Below are 17,228 nucleotides of genomic sequence, written 5' to 3' on the forward strand. Positions count from 1 at the left end.
TGCCTAGTCTTACTCGTGAGTGGCTATGCCGGTTAGAACCGGCATAGCCACTCACGAGATCAGCTGACCAGTTCGGGAGCCGGTTTCGCGGCGCGGCGCGCGGGGGCGGTTTCCGGGAGGATCAGCAGGCAGACCAGGCTCAGCACGAGCAGCGCGGCCAGGTAGTAGCCGACCGCGAGGGCGTCGCCGGTCGCGGCCACGATCCGGTTGGCGATCATCGGCGACAGGCCGCCGCCCAGCACCGCGCCGACGTGGTAGCCCACGCCGAGGCCGGACTGGCGCTGCTCGCGCGGGAACAGTTCGGCGAACCAGGTGTACATCGGTCCGAAAAGGATTCCGGTGGCGGTGAAACCCAGCAGCAGCGCGAGGAACACTGAGCTGACCGTGCCGGCCGACGCGATCGGGAACATCACCAGTGCGGCGGCGATCGACAGGACCGAGCCGGTCAGCATCACGGGTTTGCGGCCGATCCGGTCGGACAGCCAGGCGGATCCGACGTTCGCGGCGGCGTGGCACAGCAGGGTGATCGTCGAAACGGCGACGATCGGGCCGCGCGGGAGGCCGAGACCTTCCGGGGCGGCGGCGGTCGCGTAGGACAGCATGAACGTGACCAGCGCGAAAGTGCAGGCGGTGAGGCCGAGGTTCGCGCCGGCGATCAGCAGCAGCCGTCGCCAATTCGAGCGGAGGACGTCGGCGAGCGGCTTTTTCGCCCGCGTTTCGGCGGCGGCCATTTTCTCGAATTCCGGGCTTTCCGAAACGCCGCGGCGGATCCAGATGCCAATCGCCAGCACGATGCCGCCGGCGAGGAACGGAAGACGCCAGCCCCAGCTCATGATGTCGTCGTTCGGCAGCAGGAGGACCAGCGCGAAAGCCAGGTTCGCCAGCACGACGCCGATCGGCGAGCCGAGCGCGACGAAGGAACCGTAGAGGCCACGCCGTTTTTCCGGAGCGTGTTCAACGGCGAACACCGCAGCGCCGGCGCTTTCCCCGCCGCGAGCGGCACCGTGCAGCAGGCGCAGTCCGACCAGCAGCAGCGGAGCGGCGATGCCGATCACCGCGTACGGCGGGAGAACGCCCATGCCCAGCGTCGCGAAACCCATCAACAGAAACGCGGCGTACAGGGCGGTGCGGCGGCCGCGGCGGTCGCCGATCCATCCGAAAAGAGCCGCGCCGAGCGGGGCCATCACGAAACCGATGGCGAAGGTCGCGAGGCTCATGAAGGTGCCGAACCAGGCGTTGCCGGTTTTGAAGAACACCGACCCGAACACCAGTGCCGCCGCGGTGCCGTAGATCGAGAAGTCGTACATTTCCAGGGAAGTGCCGACGCCGGCGGCGAATCCGAGCCGCAGCACGCCGGGAGAGTGCGCTTCGTCGCGCTTGGCCATAGCAGGCCTTTCGTCGTCTCGCGCGAGAATGCGCGGAGTGTCCGGTGGTGGGGAAACGGTGGACACAGCTTAGGGAAAACGTGACGAAGGAGGCAAAGTCCGATTTGCGGCGGATTGATAAATAAAATCTATCAATTAATAGACAAGACGGCCGGAATCACGAGGATCCCGGCCGTCCGAGTCAGTACAGTTCGATCACCAGTTTTTCCGAGCGGGCGCGCGACACGCACAGCGCCATCTGGTCGCCGGAAGCCTTGTCACTGGCCGAAAGACACTGGTCCCGGTGTTCCGGCGTGCCTTCCAGCACCCCGGAAACGCACGAGCCGCAGATGCCCTCCTCGCACGATTTGAACACCTCGATCCCGTTGTCGGTCAGCACCGACAGGATCGACTGGTCAGCCGGGATCTCGAACACCTCGCCGGTGTCGAGTTCGACGGTGAACGGCTGATCGCCGCTCGTGTCGACCTCGGCCGCGGTGAAATGCTCGACGTGCACCTGCGATTCGCCGACCACTGGCGCGAAGACGCCGGTGACCTGCTCCATGAATCCTTCCGGGCCGCAGGTGTAGACGTGTCCAGAGGAACCGAGCCCAGTCGCCACTTCCGTCAGCACCGCGGGCTGTTCGTCGCGCGGTACGCCGAAATACAGCAGCACTCTGTCTCGGAATTCGGCCTGTTCTTCAAGCAGAGAAACAAAAGCCGCCGACTCCCGGCTGCGCGCGAAGTAGTGCAGTTCGAATTCCGCACCGTCCGCGTGCAGCTGATAAGCCAGGCTCAGCAACGGAGTGATGCCGATGCCGCCCGCGATCAGCACGTGCCGGTCCGCGTCCGGAGCCAGGGAAAGCAGGTTCCGGGACTCGCCGACCTCGAGCTTGTCGTTCTCCGCGACCGTGTGCAGCGCCTCGGAACCGCCGCGCGAATCCGGCTCCCGCTTCACCGCGATCAGCAGCGACGACGTGTCGTCCGGCCGCCCGCACAGCGAATACTGGCGCAGGACCCCGGTCGGGCCGGTGACGTCGACGTGCGCACCGGCGGGGTGCGGGTCGAACGGCAGACCGTCGGCGCGGACGAGGCGAAGTGCCCGGATCCCAGGCGCTTCCTCGACGACCTCGGCCACGCGGACCACGGTGTTCGGCATCGGCTCTCCGTTTCAGGGCAAGGGAGTTCAGCGCAGGTAAAGGCCGCCGTTGGCGTCCCAGCAGGCCCCGGTGACCGAGGCCGCGCCGGGCGAGGCGAGCAGCGACACCATCCGCGCGATGAACGCCGGGTCGCCGAGCCGGCCGACGGGGATGTTCTTCGTGAAGGCTTCGAGGTTGTCCTCGCCGACGATCGAATGCACCATCGGGCTGTCCAGCGGCCCGGGGGACACCGAGTTCACCGTGACCCCGCGCGAGGCGAGTTCGCGCGCGAATACCTTTGTCGCGGACATGATCGCGCCCTTGGACGACGCGTAGTGCCCGCCGGTCGCCGTGCCGCCGTTCTGCCCGGCCAGCGACGCCATGTTCACGATCCGCCCGTAGCCCTGCTCGGCGAAGTACGCGCCGAAGAGCTGGCAGGCGGTGAACGTGCCGGTGAAGTTGACCGCGAGGACCGCGTCGAGGTCTTCCGGCGTGATCTCCATCAGCGGTGCCGCCTGAGTGCGGGCCGCGTTGTTGACCAGCACCTGGACGCTGCCGAAATCGTGGACGACGTCGTCCTTCAGCTGCGCGAGCGCCGCCCGATCCCGCACATCGACCGGATAGCCACGGCAGTTTCCGAGGGAGGCAGCCAGTTTCTTTGCCGCCTCGCCGTTGACGTCCGCGATCGCGACGCGGTAACCCTCGGCGTGCAGCTGCCGCACGATCGCTTCTCCGAGACCGCTCGCGCCGCCGGTGACAACGGCGACGTGCGGCTCCACCGGCGCGCTCACAGCAGGAATCCCGCGGCCGGAACGGCGTCGTCGCTGTTGACCAGCCGGACGATCTTCAACGCGATCCGGTCGCCTTCGGGACCTTCCGGCGACAACTGGATGCGGTGCACCAGATCCGCGGCCCACAGGTCGTGGTTGCCGCGCTTGTAGGCGACCAGGATCTGCGCCGAACGCAGCACGACTTCGTTGTCGGAAACGGATTCCGGCACGAATCGCGACACCGTGCGTACCGTGCGGGCGGAATCGACGGCGGCGAGCGCGTAGCCCTCGGTCATCCGCGCGATGCGCATCTGCCGCATCCGCGCGTCGTCGTAGACCATGTTCAGCGAGCCGGCGAAATCGTCGGTTTCCCGGTCGATCGGGATGACGTAAATGCCGTCTTCGGTGAACAGCTTCTCCCACACGTGGTATTCCGTGCGGTCCAGCAGTTCCGCCTCGCGGTTGACGAGGTCGACGGCGCGCGCGACCCGCGTATCAGTGGTGGGGATGGTTTCAGTCATCGCCCATCATCTCCTTCCACTGGGCGTACGCGGCGCGCATGCCGGTTTCGTCGGTGACGTGCGAGGTCGGCCAGCCTTCGGGGCTCGCCTTTTCCCGCGCCAGCCCGCGGTTGACCAGGATCGGCAGGTCCGGGCCGCCGTGCGCACCGCGCTGCACGCGGTCCCAGCCCTCGGCGTCGTCCGGGGTGCCGAACCCGAACGGGCCCTGGAAGTGTTCGTGGATGCGCAGCCGCTCGCGATTCACGATGTCCAGCTCCGGCGGTCCGTCGGGGCCGATCGCGACGTGCTCGATCAGCGTCTCGTTGACCGAAATCGGCCGCAGTACCCGGAAAAACGCCGCGGACATCGAGACGTTCGGGAACAGGTTGAGGTTGAACCCGGTGCCGTGCATGGCCCGGACGACCTTGCGCACCTGCGCCTCGTCGAGCGTCTTCGACAGCTCGGCCACGACGTGGTCGAAGCGGCCCTGCAGCGGTTCGGTGCCGTCGTCGATGTCGAGGTCGGAGTGCTCCGGCACCATCTGCATGACGCTGTGCCCGTTGCCGAGCGAATGCGTGATGGCCGACGGGTCGGTCATGAACGACATCATGTCGGCGGTTTCCGCGTCCACCGAAGCCATCCACGACCGGTGCACGATCGGGAAGTGGTAGCCGTCGGTGGTGTTCTCCAGCTGGATCTTCCAGTTGCCGCGGAATTTGAACTGGTGCTTGCCCAGCACCTTGATCGGATAGCCGCCGCCCTGCTTCATGAAGCGGTCGATCCACAGTTTCGCGTCGCCGAGGAAGTCCTCAAGGGACTCGCTCTCCTCGGCGAAGGTCGCGAAAACCATGCCGCCGTAAGACTCGGTGCGCAGTTTCTTGAGCGACAGCTCGCCCTTTTCCAGTACGCCTTCGTAGCCGTCCGGGTAAGGGATGCCGCGCAGCTTGCCGTCGAGGCCGTAGCTCCAGGCGTGGTACGGGCAGGTGAAGCCGTTGGCCTTGCCGCTCGGCTTCTCGCACAGGCTCGCGCCGCGGTGGCGACAACGGTTGAGCATCGTGTGCAGCGTGCCCTTGCGGTCTCGCGTCACGATGACCGGCTGGCGGCCGACATAAGTGGATTTGAAGTTGCCCGGCTGCGCCAATTCGCTTTCGTGCGCGACCCACACCCACGAACGCTCGAAGATCTGCGTCATCTCGCGTTCGAAGATTTCCGGGTCAGTGTAAAGCCGAGCGGCTACGCGGTCGCTCTCGGCGAAGTCGGCGGGAACAACGGTGTTCTCAGTCATGAGGTCTCCGGTTCAGTCGGGCAGTTCGACGTCTTCGCGGACAGTCAGCGGGCGGCCGATCCGGGCTTCGATCTTGGCGAAGCGCCACAACTTGACGCCATTGCTGCCGACCTCCGTCGTCCGCAGCAGGTTGCAACCGGCCTTGACGGTTTCCTGGCTGTCAGCGTCGGCCAGGATGTAGCAGGTCCACGGCCAGCCGTCGGACGGGCCGACCATGTGCGCGTCGTCGTCGATGTCGCCGATGAAAGTGATGCCGGGCAACGCTTTCAGCTGGTCCATCATGGACACGAAGGACTGCCAGACGTCGCCGATGGTGATGCCGTCGGCGGGCAGGTCGAAGAAGTTCTGGTTGATGCCGATGCAGAAAAGCACCCGCAGGGGCTGCGTGCTCACAGTCGGAGACTCCTCGTCGTGGTGGTGGCTGATCAGCGGAAGCCGGGGCTGGTCGGCGGCTGTCCCATGAGAACCGCGCCGGCGGCGTCGTGGATGGCCGGGCCCAGGAACGCATGCTGCTTGGGTACCAGTGCGTCGCCCTGAAGTCCACGCAGCGGGTGCGTCGAGTAGATCGGCGCGGTGCCGGAAATCTCGACGAGCTTCGAGACGACCTCGGACGACGTCTTGGCCAGGTGCGCGGACGAAAGCCGCAGCTGGGCGTTCTGCTCGTCGGTAGCCTCGTCGCCGGAAACGACGGTGTCCCAGACCTCGTGGCTGACCTCGTAGAACCAGGAGCGCGCGGACCGCAGCGCGGCCTCGGCGTCGGCGTACCCGGTGCGGTAGTAGCCGCGGTCGGCGAGCTTCGGCGCACCGGTGACACCGGTGTAGCCAGCGCCGACCTCACGGGCGTGGTCGAGTGCGGCACGCGCGACACCCGCGCCGACGATGGCGAGAACCTGTGCGGCGTAAGCGATCGTGGGGTAGCGGTAGAGCGGTTCGTCCACCGTAGGCGCGCCGCCGCGGATGAACGTCCACTCGCGCGGGACCTCGACGTCGCGCACGACCAGGTCGAACGAACCGGTGCCGCGCATGCCGACGACGTCCCATTCCTGCACGATCTCGACCTGCTCGGGCCGCAGCAACGCGGTGCGCGGTTTCCCGCCGGTCGATTCGTCGCCGGGGATGCCGACGCCGAGGATGTCCGCGCCCATGCAGCCGCTGGCGAACTTCCAGCGACCGTCCACGCGGAAGCCGGTTTCGGTCGCCGGGGCGGGCTGGACCGGGAAGAGACCGCCGGCGAACGCGACGTCCGGACCGTCTTTGTACAGCTCGGCCTGCGTGTCCAGCGGGAGCGCGGCGAGGTAGATCAGCGACGAGCCGAAGCTGGCGACCCAGCCGGTCGAACCGTCCACTGTGGAAATGCGCTCGATCAGGCGGAGGAACTCGGCGGGCGGGAGCGGGTTGCCGCCGAACTTCGCCGGGGTGCTGGCCCGGTAGATGCCGAGCTGCTTGAGCCGGTCGACGAAGTCCCGCGGAACGTAGCGCTGCTGCTGGAACTCGTCCTTGCGTTGGGCGAGCTCGGCGAGCACCTCCTCCATGGTGACTTCGCTCATCGCTGCTCCTCAGAATGCCGGTGCGGTCGCTCCGACGGTACGAACCCGGCCGCCGCGCGGGAATTGGTAGTGCCTGAGCGGGCGTAGGGGATTTCTTCAGTGCGGGCCGCCAGCCAGGGGCTTTACCCTGAGCCGATGGAGGCAGACCCGCGCGCGCCCGAGCTGACGACGCACGATTTCGTCGCGATGCTCAAGGCCAGCCGCACGTGCGTGCTCGTGCACGACGGCGCGACGAAGAACATCCTGTGGGCCAACCCGGCCGCGTGCGAGATGCTCGAGTGGAGTGTCACCGAGCTGCGGCCGTTGAAGGCGAACCACATGAGCAGCTCCGCGCAGCAGTACGACCGGGTGATCGGGCGAGCGTGGCTGCAGGAGGCGGTCGACAAGGGCGTCAGCCGGATCGAATGGCACTACCGCACGAAGTCCGGCCGGGTGATTCCGACGGACGCGGTGGCCACCCGAGTTGAACTGGCGCAAGGTCCGGCGGTGATGGTGCAGTTCCGCGACATCGAACGCGAGCAGGAAATCGAGCGTGAGCTGCGGTTGACCACGTCCTGGGTCGACGCGCTGGCCCGGCACACGTCCGCGCTCGCGGTGATGCTCGACGCTTCGGGCGCGCTCCGGTTCGTCACCGATTCCGCGGCGGAGCTGTTCGGCGCGACTCCGGACGAGCCGCTCGGCTGCCTGACCGACCACGCTGGCCTGCGCCTCGACGACCGTCCGGCCACTTGGGAGGAGGTCCGCGAGCGAGCCGCGCCGGGCACCCCGGTGCGGCTGGAAATCCAGGGTCGCGTGTGGCTGGAGGGCAGCGTCGAACGGCTTCGCGAGCCTGGTGGAGACGCGTTTCTGATGCTGCTCTACGACGTGTCCGAACGCGTCCGCGGCGAGGTCCGGCGCGAGCGGGAGCTGCATCGGGAGAACTACCTGGCGCGCTACACCGCGATGGGCGACATGGCGATGGCGATCGCGCACGAGCTGAGTCAGCCGCTCGCCGCCGCGGGCAATTTCCTGGCGGGTGTCCGGTCGCGGACGCTCGATGCCGCGCCCGTTGTGTACGGCATCGACAGCGCGGTCCGGCAGATCGAACGGGCGAGCCAGATCGTGTCGTCCGTGCGCGCGTTCGTCGGGCATCTGGAGCACGTCGAGCAGGTCGCGGACCTCAACGAGATCGTCGAGGAATGCCTGTATTTCGTGCGCTTGCGAGCCGAACCGGCCGCAATCGAGGTGACCTTCGAGCGGTCTGCCGACGCGGTGCCGGTGCACTGCGAACGCGTGCTGACCGGCCAGGTCGTGCTGAACCTGTGCTTCAACGCGATCGAGGAAATGGCCCAGTGCCCGCAGCAGCGGCGCAGCCTGGTGCTCACCACGCGCCGCGACGGCGACACCGGCGTGGTCACCGTGGACGATCGCGGTCGCGGTTTCCCGCGCAACCCGTTCGACGAGTCGTTCACCGCCAAGGAGCGCGGCAGCGGCATCGGACTGGCGCTGAGCCACCGCATCATCACCCGCCAGCACGGGACGATCTGGGCCGAACACCGGGCCGGAGGCGGTTCGCGGTTCGGCTTCGCACTGCCCGCGACCGGCCCGGGTTAGGAATTCTTCAGCTGTGCCGGGGAAGTTCTCGATATCCCGCGACCGGTGCGGCTTTGTACGGTCGAAACAGTCCCGGCCCCAGTCCTAGGAGGCACCGTGTCCGAGCTGACCCGGACCCAGCGCGAATTCCGCACCGCGATGGCCAACCTCTCCGCGGCCGTCAACGTCGTCACCACCGCGGGCCCGTACGGCCTCGCCGGGATGACGGTGAGCGCCGCCTGCTCGGTCACCGACAGCCCGCCGACGGTGCTCGTGTGCGTCAACCGGTCGAGCCGGTCGCACGCGATCCTGGTCGGCAACGGCCAGGTGTGCGTCAACGTCCTCGGCCCCGGCCAGGAGGACCTGGCGATGCATTTCGCCGGCGCGACGAAGGTGCCGACCGCCGAACGGTTCGGAGAGGAGTGCTGGGACCTCGACAGCGAGGACGCCCCGGTCCTGCGCGGCGCGGCCGCCTCGCTGGTCGGCCGGATCGTCGCCGAACAGGAGCACGGGTCGCATTCGGTGCTGTTCGTCGAGATCGAGAAGGTGCTGACCGCGCCGGACAGCGGAGCTTTGGTGTACTTCCAGCGCCGCTTCCACCGGCTTGCCGCACTCAGCGCCTGATCGAGGAGAACCCGTGGACCGGATGACCCTGACCTGCTACAACGACACGCACGGCTACGGCTGGCGGCACGTCGACCTGTTCGTGCACGACGAGCACGGCCGCGAGCTGGACTGGGTGCACTGGCAGGCCCCGGCCGACGGCCCGGACGCCGCCGACGAGGCCACCGCCCGCGTCGAACCGCTGCTGCGCCGGACGTCCGACTGGCGGCATTCGGTCAGCGCGAGCGGCATGGACTACTGGACCGCCGACGCCGCCTGGACCCAGCCGTGACCGCCCCGTGGTCGCTGCGTGCCCTGGTCGCCGATCTGACCGCTGGCCGGACGACGCCGGAAGCTGCTGTCGCGGAGGCTCGCTCGCGGATCGCTGCGGCTTCTTTTGACGCCTGGGTTTCGTCGGCTTTTGTGCCTGTGTCGACGGGTCCGTTGGGCGGTGTTCCGTTGGGCGTCAAGGACATCATCGATTTGGCAGGGCTTCCGACTCGCTGCGGCTCTGTCCTGCGCGCGGACGCTCCACCGGCCACTGTGGACGCTTCGATCGTCCAGGAATGGCGGCGCGCCGGAGCAGTGCCGATCGGCAAGACAGTCACTACGGAATTCGCTTTCTTCGCGCCTGGTCCCACGGATAACCCCGCTGCGCCTGGCCATACGCCTGGCGGTTCCTCCAGCGGTTCCGCCGCTGCCGTCGCCGCTGGACACGTTCCGCTGGCGCTGGGCTCGCAGACCGCTGGCTCGGTCACGCGACCAGCTGCGTTCTGCGGAGTTGCCTCGCTGGTCATGAGCCGGGGCCGGTTCCCGGTCGACGGCGTCACCGGCCTGAGCCCCAGCCTGGACAGCCACGGCATGTTCACCGCGTCCGTTTCCGACCTGGCATTGGCCTGGTCAGCGTTGTCGGGCGAGCCGGAGGTCGCTGTTTCTTCCGCTCCGCGATTGCTGGTGTGGTCGTCCGCCGACGCGAGCCCAGCTATGCAGAACGCGCTTGGTTCCGCGGTTGCGGGGCTGCGAGCCGCCGGGGCCGTCGTCGACGAATTCCCGGATCCGGCTCTGGTCTCCGCTTTGACCGCCGCACATCCCGTGGTGATGGCCTACGAGGCGGCTCGGGAACGTTCCGTTGAGCTTGCTTCCGCGGACCGGCTCAGCGCCCCGCTGGCACAACTGCTGCGTACCGGCGCGGAGATGCCGCTCGCGGAATACGAAGCCGCGCTTGATGTCGTCGCTTCCGGTGCTTCGCGACTCGCCGAGATCGTGACCGGCTACGACGCCGTACTCGCTCCTGCCGCGCTCGGTTCGGCCCCCGCTGGCCTGACCGCGACCGGCGATCCCGTGCTCAGCCGCCCTTGGCAGGCGCTGGGTCTGCCGGTCATCGCCGTCCCGGGCCTGCGCGACGAGGCTGGCTTGCCACTGGGATTGCAGCTGGTCGGCAGTTCTTCGGGCGAGACTGCTTTGCTGGCCGCGGGTCGCTGGACGGAGACCGCGCTCAAACGGTGACGCGATGGGTGAGGATGTCGCGGACCAGCGTCCCCAGGCTGTCCGCCGACGTCTTCGCCTTGATCCGCGCCCGATGCACGTCGACGGTCTTGACGCTGGTGCCCAGTCGGTGCGCGATCGCCTGGCTGGGCATCCCGTCGACCACCAGCCGCAGCACCTCGCGCTCGCGCTGGGTCAAGGTGTCGAGCCGAGCCCGAACCGCCTGCCGCTCGGCATGCTCCGCGAACCGGCGGCGAGCCTCGATGAGCTGCGTCTGAACGACCTCGACCATACGCTGGGCCTGGTAAGGCTTCTCCAGGAAATCGACCGCCCCCGCGGTGAGCGCACGGACCGACATCGGAATGTCGCCGTGCGCGGAACAAAAGATCAGCGGAGCCGGACAGTCGATTTCCGCGAGCTTTTCCTGCAGCTGAAAGCCGCTGATCGCAGGCATTCGCACGTCGACGATCACGACCGCTGGCTCGGCCGGATCGAACTCGTCGAGGAACGTCTGGGCGTCCGGATAAGTCAACGCCTGCACGCCGACGCTCTCCAGCAGGAAAACCAGGGACTGCCGGAGATCCTCGTCGTCGTCCACCACGTGCACGACCGGGTCGTCGCTCATGGCTTCATCAGCACCGAGGCCGAGGGATAGTCGCTGGCCCAGCCTTCCGGCAGCGGGGCGATGAAGACGTTTTCGGTGCGAGTACGGGTGATCCGCCAGGTGTCGCCCACGCGGCGGAACGCGTTGTTCAACCGGCTGGAGCGTAGGAGCGCCTTCCCGTCGGAGAACAGCCACGGCTGCATGTGAATCCATTGCCCGGTGGCCTCGTCGCCGTCGACGTGAATCTGCTCGGAGGTGAGGTAATGCGCGTTCAGCAGAAGTTCGGGGTCTTTCTTCTCGCCCCAGAACCGCTGAAAATGCGCCCGGATAGCGGCCGCGCCTTCCGCCCGCCCGAACTGCCCGTCGTAGTACTCGCCGACGCCCTCCCAGACAGCGTCCTCGGTGTAGAGCGCCATGATCAGGTCGATCCGCTCGTCGTCGCCGGTGATGCCGAACTCCGGGCAGGGAGTGTCGCAGAGGAACATGTAGCGCGCCTGCACCCGGCGGATCTCCGCCTCGGCCTCGAGCACCCCGACCCGCCGAACCAGCCCCGCGACAGTCTCCTCCAGCGCGGCAACCCGCCGGTCCTGGCTGCCGGCGGCCGGGTCGGATGTAGCGGAGTGCTCGAGAGACATCGTTTTCCTCACCAGAGAAGTAGAGATGGTTGGCGCTTCGGTGCCGGGTCAGCCTTTCGGTGCGGTTTTCGGCTCGTTGACAGGGTAACCGGACCGGACCGCGCCGGGCGTGGGCAGCTTGGGATCAGCCTCTGCCCCGTTCGGAAGGGTTGTCAATCGAATCGGGGAGTTATGCGCGGCATGTTTCAACCGTGGGGTGGCGGTTATGAATGGCGGGGTGCTTGGTGGATAGCGGCTTGGGGAGTCGCTTCTGGACTGTCGCAGGCCCTCCCGCCGGGAAGATGCGGCGGATCGGCCTGTGTGGACACGGCCGGGGCCGAACGTTGCCGCTCCTTGGGAGAGGTCCGAGATGGCGTGCTGGAGATTGGAGCGCTGCCTTTGCTCCAAGACCGGAACGTGGTGACCGCGTCGGGATCGGTTAGGTGAAAATCGGGACTGGGGTGAGCCCGAGTCGTTGGTGGCCGAGACAGCGGCGTTCGAGGCTGGAGCATTGGGAACGGGAAGTCGCGGCCGGACCCTTCGTTGAGGCCCGACCGGGTTGAGCCCGGGATCGGTTGGCGGCCGGAGCGGCCGTGCGCTGATTCGGAGCGCCGGTTGCCTGCGGGGAGCGCTGGTCGCCCTGGCGGCTGGCAGCGCCGTACGGCCCGCGGATTATGCGGCACTCGGCTGGTCCGCGATAACGTTGCGGTATGTGCGTTTCCACTGGCGCCGGACGTCGGCGATGAGTGCGGCTCAGCGGGCCGACGCCCGGGAGAACCGGGAGCGGATCGTCGAGATCGCCCGCGAGGCGATCGCCGGTTCAGGAGAGCTGCGGCTGAACGCGGTGGCCAAGTCGGCTGGCGTCGGGCAGGGGACGCTCTACCGGCACTTTCCCACGCGCGAGGACCTGCTTGCCGAGGTGTATCGGCAGGAGGTGGAGGAACTGGTCGCGCTGGCTCCGGAATTGCTGTCCGCGCACGGACCGGTCGAGGCGCTCTCTCGCTGGTTCGACCGGATCGCCGAGTACGCGCGAGTCAAGCGCGGCGTCTTCGCGGCGTTGGAAACCGCGGTGTGGAAAGGACTGTCCGAAGAAAGCCACGGGCCGATCGGCGACGCCCTCACCCTCCTGCTCGACGCCGGAAAAGCTGAGGGAAGCATCCGCACCGACATCGACGCTCGCGACTTTTTCATCTTGTCGGGTTACCTGACTCGCCTGGACGAGGACGAGTGGGATTCCCGCGCTCGGCACCTCTTGGACGTGCTGTTGCAGGGAGTCCTTTCCCGCTGAGCGGACCGTGGTGGTCGACGGGCTGCTCTACGGCAGGGCTGGCGAGAACTGCTTGCACGGCAACGGATTCACGGCTGATCGGCAGTGCTGGCTATCGAGGTGCGACAGACGCGACGCGTTAAACAGCGTGCACTACGCGGTTGGGTGATATGCCGGATCTTGGGTGCAGCGGTCGCGGTGCGGCGGGCGAGTGCGCACGACCAGCGCGCCGGACAGAAACTGGTGGCACGAGTGCAGTGCGAAGCGCGTCGTGCGGCGACCGTCGTCAGACGAGCGCGGCATGGTGTGCGCAGGCGAATGTCGCCGGAAAGTTACCGAAATTCAACGCCAGAGTCGGCCGAAGGCCGCGGCACCGGACGTGGTGTCCATATTGGACGGGCCGCTCGCGTGCGCGGCCGGCCCGATCCCCCAGAATTCCCCAGTGGTGCTGCTGTGGTGTCGCGGTTCAGGAGGCGACGGCCAGGCGGACCCGGCGGTCGCGGGCGTACGAGACCAGTTCGCGGACCTCGTCGGTGGTGATGATGCGGACAGCGTCTTCCAAGATCTCGGCCGTGGCGACCTGCAGCGGCCAGGAACGCAGGCCGGGAGCGGGTTCGTGCCAGAACCACTGGCCCTGGGCGAGATCTTCGGCGGCGACGGTGGGTGCCTCGGTGTTCATGCCTGCAGCCTAACTGGCCCCACCGACAGAAAATCGCTCTACCGGACATCCCGGGACAACCCCGGAGGAAGCGCAAGAAGTGAATGCCGGTTCGGCGATGGTTCCTGCTGGTCGAGAGGATACGAGCGAGCTGGCGGGTGGTGTGGGTCACGCGGTCTTTCCCGCCCAACCGCGGAATCCGGAGGTCGGATGCGAAAGCAAGGGCCGGGTTAACTGGTCTCTCGCACAGCCGGGTTCCGGTGGATTTTGCACGGCCGGGCGGCCTGCCCTAGGATTCGCCGGTCACCGCGCACACACCGGGGGTTTCCGGGACGAGAGGAACGGTGCGAATGGCTTTGCGCGACCCCGAGGCGTACCGCGACATCGACCTGCCGACGATTCTCCGCATGGAGCGGCGGCTTCCCTGGTACGGCTGGCCGCACCTGCCGCTGGGGCTGCTGGTCTGCGTGGCCGCGATCCTTGCCGCCTACCGGGTTCCGGTCTCGTATCACCTGACTACCGCGTTGGTCGCGGGCAGCGGCGTGGTCGGCGGGTTTTCCGGTTACGGCTGCGGGCTGGTCATGGTCAGCACGCCGGGCCTGGTCCAGACCGGGTACCTGAACTGGCGGCGCACCCGGGTGTTGCGGGTGCTGCTGATCGTGCTCGGCGGGCTGTCCGCGGCTTCGATGGCGGTCGTGGTCGCGTGCCATATTTCGTTGCTGGCCGGTGCTTCCGACCAGCATCCGTTCCAGCTTTCGGTGCAGGCCGGGCTGTACTTGGCGCTCGTGGTCGCCAACACCGTCCTCGCGGGGCTTGAGGCGTGGCAGCTCTCGAAGATTCTGCGCGCGCCCGTCGCCGAGGCTGCCGCGGAATCCGCGGCGCCGGCACGGGTTCGGCTCGGCTGACTGTCTACATCGGACAGATCAGCGCCTGCGCAGCAGCACTTCTTGGGTCACTGAGGCAACTAGTCGTCCGTCGGTGGTGAAGAATTCGCCGTGGGTCAGGCCTCGGGTGTTCGCATAGCTCGGGCTTTCCATGTCGAACAGCAGCCATTCGTCCGCGCGGAACGGGCGGTGGAACCACACCGCGTGGTCCAGCGACGTCAGCTGCGGTTCTCCCGGGTCGTCCCGGTGCGGCAGCAGGGCGGTGCCCGCCAGGCGGATGTCGGAGATGTAGGTGAGCGCGCAGACGTGCGCCAGCGGGGTGTCCGGCAGCGCGTCTTTCGCCCGCACCCAGATTTGCTGACGCGGGCCGCGGCCGGTGTCGGGCAGGCCGGTTTCCGGGCTGCTGACGAAGCGGACTTCGATGGCGGACAGGACGATCGGCGAGCGGTCCTGCTCGACGACGCCGGCCTCGTCCGGAGCCGGGACGTCCGGCATCCGCGCCTGGTGCGCGCTGCTGTCCGCCTCGGTCTGGAACGACGCGGACAGGCTGAAAATGCTCTCGCCGTTCTGGATCGCGACGACCCGGCGCGTGGTGAACGAACCGCCGTCGCGGGTGCGTTCGACCTCGTAGATGATCGGCATGTCGGTACGCCCGCCGCGGATGAAATAGCCGTGCAGCGAGTGCACGTGCCGCGCGCTGGGCACGGTCGCGCCGGCCGCGGTGAGCGCCTGCGCCGCGACCTGACCGCCGAACGCCCGCTGCGGCGAACCCTGGTGGCACCAGCCGCGGAACAGGTTCAGCTCGAGCGGTTCGAGCTTCAGCAACTGGTCTAGCCCGGTCCGGGTCGGATCGATCGTCGTCACCCGGCCAGTCTAAGCGCCTGCTCAGTCGCCCCGCGGCGTGAGCAGCGCCGCGACCGCGGCTGGATCCTCGACGTGCGCGTTGTGCCCGAGCCCGGACAGGACCACGGCCTCGGGAACGAGGGCGCGCAGCTGCTCGGGACGGCACATCGGATCGTTTTCGCCGGTGGCGAGCACCACAGGACAGCGCGCGGCCGCCAGCAGGCTCGGCAGATCCGGGCGGCCGACACCGAAGGCCGGTGAGTCCAGGGCCAGCCGCCAGCCGTCCGCGGTTTCGGTGACACCGTCTGGGTCTGCCGGAGCCAGGCCGATCAACCCGGCGACCTTCAGGTAGGCGGTTTCGGCCTCCTCTCGGGTTTCGAACAGTCGGGGCGGACGGGCTGCCATCGCGGCGGCGCGGGACAGGTCGTCTTCGCTCCACTCGACCTTGATGCCCACCGCCAGCACACTGCTGACGTCGAGGCCGTAGCGGCCGCTCGCCAGCTCCAGCGCGACGACACCGCCGAGCGAATGGCCGACGACAGCGACCGGGCCGGGCTCGTCGAAAGCATCGGCCACCGCGGCCGCGAGCGCCTCGAACGTGTACTCGGGCAGCTGCGGTGAGCCGCCGTGGCCGGGCAGATCCGGCACGAGCACTCGCCGGTCGAGCAGCCCGGTGAGGCCGTCCCAGACCGCGCCGGTGGCGCCGAGCCCGTGCAGGAGCAGGGCTGGCAGTTCGCCTTGTCCGGTGACGCGCAGCTTCAGCTTTTCCACCGGACGGATCTTTCCGCAGGCGGTGGTCTCGGGGCTAGGGTCGGAACGTGTCGAGTGCTGTCATCGCCGACCCGGACACCTACGTCACGGGCGTGCCTTACGACCTGCTTGCCCGCCTGCGCCGGGAAACGCCGGTGACGCGCATCGGCGACTTCTGGGCGGTGCTGCGCCACTCCGACGTGCGGCACGTGCTCCGCACCCCGGCGGTGTTTTCGTCGCAGCTCGGCGGAACCCAGATCCGCGACCCGGCCAGCGCCGAGGACATCCGGTACGTGCGCCGGATGATGCTCAACATGGACCCGCCCGAGCACGGCAGGCTGCGTGGGCTGCTCACAAAAGCGTTCACGCCGCGCGCGGTCGGCCGGATCGCGGAACGGATCGAAGGCTGGGCACACGATCTCGTCGCGGCGGTGGCCGATCGCGGCGAATGCGATTTCGCCAAGGACATCGCCGCCGACCTTCCGTTGCTCACGCTCGCCGAGGTGTTCGGCGTGCCCGAGCAGGACCGCCGGCTGATGTTCGACTGGAGCAACCGCGTGATCGGCTTCCAGGACGCCGAATACGCGGTGAGCGCGACCGTCAAAGCCGACGACGTCACCGACCTCGCCCGCGCCGCGCTGGCCGTGCGCCCGGAACCCGGACCCGACGGCCGGATGCCGGATCCGCGCAGCCGCGCCGGAATGCCTGATCTCTACGCCTACGCGCACGCGCTTGGGGAGCACAAACGCGCGCACCCCGGCGACGACGTGATGAGCAACCTGATGCAGTACGTGGACGACGACGGCGGCCGTGTGTCGATTGAGGAGTTCGAGAACCTCTTTTGGTTGTTTTCCGTAGCTGGCAACGAAACCCTGCGCAACGGTCTGCCCGGCGGGATGGCCGCGTTGCTCGCGCATCCCGAGCAGTACCGCAAGCTGCTCGACGACCGGAGCCTGCTGCCCGGCGCGGTCGAAGAGATGCTGCGCTGGCACACGCCGGTGATGCACTTCCGCCGCACCGCGACGCAGGACACCCGACTGTCCGATGTGGACATCAAGGCCGGGGACAAGGTCGTGGTGTGGTTTTCCTCGGCCAACCGCGACGAGACGGTCTTTCCGGATCCGGACGTGTTCGACGTGACGCGCGCACCGAGCGAACACCTGACGTTCGGCCACGGCCCGCATTTCTGCCTCGGTTCGCACCTCGCGCGGACGCAGATGCGGGCGTTGTTCGCGGCGGTGTTCGACCAGCTCGGCGAGGTCCGTCTCGCGGGCGAACCCCGCCGGCTGCGGTCGAACTTCCAGAACGGCCTCAAGAGCCTCCCGATCCGCTGGGACTGACCG

19 protein-coding genes are annotated in these 17,228 nt (G+C 68.0%); 7 read left to right on the forward strand and 12 right to left on the reverse strand.

Translation table 11 applies throughout. The features are described 5' to 3' along the window. Positions 1 to 59: 59 nt before the first annotated feature. The 7 genes from D0D37_RS10505 to D0D37_RS10535 form a co-directional block, all read right to left on the reverse strand. Entirely contained in the window at positions 60 to 1,385 is a 1,326-nt protein-coding gene (locus tag D0D37_RS10505; RefSeq protein ID WP_116200311.1) for an MFS transporter, read from the reverse strand. A gap of 181 nt (positions 1,386 to 1,566) precedes the next feature. Next, on the reverse strand, positions 1,567 to 2,523 hold the full coding sequence (locus D0D37_RS10510; RefSeq protein WP_116200312.1) for a PDR/VanB family oxidoreductase: 957 nt from the start codon (positions 2,521 to 2,523) through the stop codon (positions 1,567 to 1,569). Positions 2,524 to 2,550: 27 nt separating this feature from the next. Further along, the gene (locus tag D0D37_RS10515; protein ID WP_116200313.1) at positions 2,551 to 3,294 is read right to left on the reverse strand and encodes an SDR family NAD(P)-dependent oxidoreductase; all 744 of its coding nucleotides are present in this window, start codon (positions 3,292 to 3,294) and stop codon (positions 2,551 to 2,553) included. Further along, entirely contained in the window at positions 3,291 to 3,794 is a 504-nt protein-coding gene (locus tag D0D37_RS10520; RefSeq protein ID WP_116200314.1) for an aromatic-ring-hydroxylating dioxygenase subunit beta, read from the reverse strand. The genes D0D37_RS10515 and D0D37_RS10520 overlap by 4 nt, the downstream gene beginning before the upstream one ends. Continuing rightward, positions 3,787 to 5,058, reverse strand: coding sequence for an aromatic ring-hydroxylating oxygenase subunit alpha (locus D0D37_RS10525; protein WP_116200315.1), 1,272 nt, complete (start codon positions 5,056 to 5,058; stop codon positions 3,787 to 3,789). The genes D0D37_RS10520 and D0D37_RS10525 overlap by 8 nt, the downstream gene beginning before the upstream one ends. Before the next feature lie 12 nt (positions 5,059 to 5,070). Next, positions 5,071 to 5,451, reverse strand: a complete 381-nt coding sequence (locus D0D37_RS10530) for a hypothetical protein (RefSeq protein ID WP_116200316.1) — start codon at positions 5,449 to 5,451, stop codon at positions 5,071 to 5,073. Between the two features lie 32 nt (positions 5,452 to 5,483). Next, positions 5,484 to 6,605: an acyl-CoA dehydrogenase family protein gene (locus D0D37_RS10535; protein ID WP_116200317.1), complete on the reverse strand. Its 1,122-nt coding sequence runs from the start codon at positions 6,603 to 6,605 to the stop codon at positions 5,484 to 5,486. Positions 6,606 to 6,740: 135 nt separating this feature from the next. On the opposite strand from D0D37_RS10535, the gene D0D37_RS10540 reads away from it, so the two are divergent. The 4 genes from D0D37_RS10540 to D0D37_RS10555 all read left to right on the forward strand — a co-directional run bounded on the left by D0D37_RS10540 (position 6,741) and on the right by D0D37_RS10555 (position 10,286). Further along, a complete protein-coding gene (locus D0D37_RS10540) occupies positions 6,741 to 8,198 on the forward strand; it encodes a PAS domain-containing sensor histidine kinase (RefSeq protein WP_116200318.1) in 1,458 nt (485 codons plus the stop codon). Between the two features lie 96 nt (positions 8,199 to 8,294). After that, positions 8,295 to 8,801, forward strand: a complete 507-nt coding sequence (locus D0D37_RS10545) for a flavin reductase (protein WP_116200319.1) — start codon at positions 8,295 to 8,297, stop codon at positions 8,799 to 8,801. Between the two features lie 22 nt (positions 8,802 to 8,823). Further along, on the forward strand, positions 8,824 to 9,072 hold the full coding sequence (locus tag D0D37_RS10550; RefSeq protein WP_116200407.1) for a hypothetical protein: 249 nt from the start codon (positions 8,824 to 8,826) through the stop codon (positions 9,070 to 9,072). Further along, positions 9,069 to 10,286, forward strand: coding sequence for an amidase (locus D0D37_RS10555; RefSeq protein WP_208719892.1), 1,218 nt, complete (start codon positions 9,069 to 9,071; stop codon positions 10,284 to 10,286). The genes D0D37_RS10550 and D0D37_RS10555 overlap by 4 nt, the downstream gene beginning before the upstream one ends. Here the strand turns inward: D0D37_RS10555 and D0D37_RS10560 are convergent. Then, positions 10,276 to 10,890 (reverse strand): response regulator transcription factor, encoded by a 615-nt coding sequence (locus D0D37_RS10560; protein ID WP_009084166.1) that lies wholly within the window; start codon positions 10,888 to 10,890, stop codon positions 10,276 to 10,278. The two genes, D0D37_RS10555 and D0D37_RS10560, sit on opposite strands and share 11 nt — an antisense overlap. After that, on the reverse strand, positions 10,887 to 11,504 hold the full coding sequence (locus D0D37_RS10565) for a nuclear transport factor 2 family protein (protein ID WP_208719893.1): 618 nt from the start codon (positions 11,502 to 11,504) through the stop codon (positions 10,887 to 10,889). Before D0D37_RS10565 ends, D0D37_RS10560 begins: the two co-directional genes overlap by 4 nt. 721 nt (positions 11,505 to 12,225) lie before the next feature. On the opposite strand from D0D37_RS10565, the gene D0D37_RS10570 reads away from it, so the two are divergent. Beyond that, entirely contained in the window at positions 12,226 to 12,771 is a 546-nt protein-coding gene (locus tag D0D37_RS10570) for a TetR/AcrR family transcriptional regulator (RefSeq protein ID WP_116200321.1), read from the forward strand. 445 nt (positions 12,772 to 13,216) lie between these two features. Here D0D37_RS10570 and D0D37_RS10575 read toward each other — a convergent pair whose 3' ends face one another. Continuing rightward, the gene (locus D0D37_RS10575; protein ID WP_116200322.1) at positions 13,217 to 13,429 is read right to left on the reverse strand and encodes a hypothetical protein; all 213 of its coding nucleotides are present in this window, start codon (positions 13,427 to 13,429) and stop codon (positions 13,217 to 13,219) included. A gap of 329 nt (positions 13,430 to 13,758) precedes the next feature. Here D0D37_RS10575 and D0D37_RS10580 point away from each other — a divergent pair, with 329 nt between their 5' ends. Next, a complete protein-coding gene (locus D0D37_RS10580; RefSeq protein WP_116200323.1) occupies positions 13,759 to 14,313 on the forward strand; it encodes a hypothetical protein in 555 nt (184 codons plus the stop codon). 18 nt (positions 14,314 to 14,331) lie between these two features. Here the strand turns inward: D0D37_RS10580 and D0D37_RS10585 are convergent, their stop codons facing one another. Both D0D37_RS10585 and D0D37_RS10590 read right to left on the reverse strand, forming a co-directional pair. After that, a complete protein-coding gene (locus D0D37_RS10585) occupies positions 14,332 to 15,156 on the reverse strand; it encodes an acyl-CoA thioesterase (protein ID WP_116200324.1) in 825 nt (274 codons plus the stop codon). A 21-nt stretch (positions 15,157 to 15,177) separates the two neighbouring features. After that, entirely contained in the window at positions 15,178 to 15,906 is a 729-nt protein-coding gene (locus tag D0D37_RS10590) for an alpha/beta fold hydrolase (RefSeq protein WP_116200325.1), read from the reverse strand. Positions 15,907 to 15,953: 47 nt separating this feature from the next. On the opposite strand from D0D37_RS10590, the gene D0D37_RS10595 reads away from it, so the two are divergent. Further along, positions 15,954 to 17,225 (forward strand): cytochrome P450, encoded by a 1,272-nt coding sequence (locus D0D37_RS10595; RefSeq protein WP_116200326.1) that lies wholly within the window; start codon positions 15,954 to 15,956, stop codon positions 17,223 to 17,225. Positions 17,226 to 17,228 lie beyond the last annotated feature (3 nt).

This window comes from Amycolatopsis circi (genome assembly GCF_003385235.1).
Lineage (GTDB): Bacteria > Actinomycetota > Actinomycetes > Mycobacteriales > Pseudonocardiaceae > Amycolatopsis > Amycolatopsis circi.